The sequence below is a fragment of the Burkholderia sp. SIMBA_062 genome (assembly GCF_046534765.1).
GTDB classification, from domain to species: domain Bacteria; phylum Pseudomonadota; class Gammaproteobacteria; order Burkholderiales; family Burkholderiaceae; genus Burkholderia; species Burkholderia ambifaria.
Genome location: NZ_JAWRYD010000694.1, coordinates 1 through 230, shown reverse-complemented (window position 1 = coordinate 230; position 230 = coordinate 1). Strand labels below are relative to the sequence as shown.

The 230-nt window shown below is 52.2% G+C and carries 1 protein-coding gene; it reads left to right on the top strand.

Features of this window, described 5'->3' with window-relative positions:
• Nucleotides 1-230: DDE-type integrase/transposase/recombinase (locus tag SB786_RS37970; RefSeq protein WP_410731808.1), on the top strand; the 230-nt coding region annotated here is incomplete at both ends.

The following is a 230-nucleotide window of genomic DNA, read 5'->3' as shown; positions in this document are numbered from 1 at the left end:
CTGCCCCAGATAACATCATCAATCGCGATTTCCGTGCTGACGCCCCCAACGAAAAGTGGGTGACGGATATCTCCGAGTTCCAGATTCCTGCGGGTAAGGTATATCTGTCGCCCATGATCGACTGCTTCGATGGCATGGTAGTCAGCTGGTCGATTGGCACAAGCCCTGACGCAGAGCTCGTGAATACCATGTTGGATGCGGCTATCGAAACCGTGACTGAAGAAGATAAA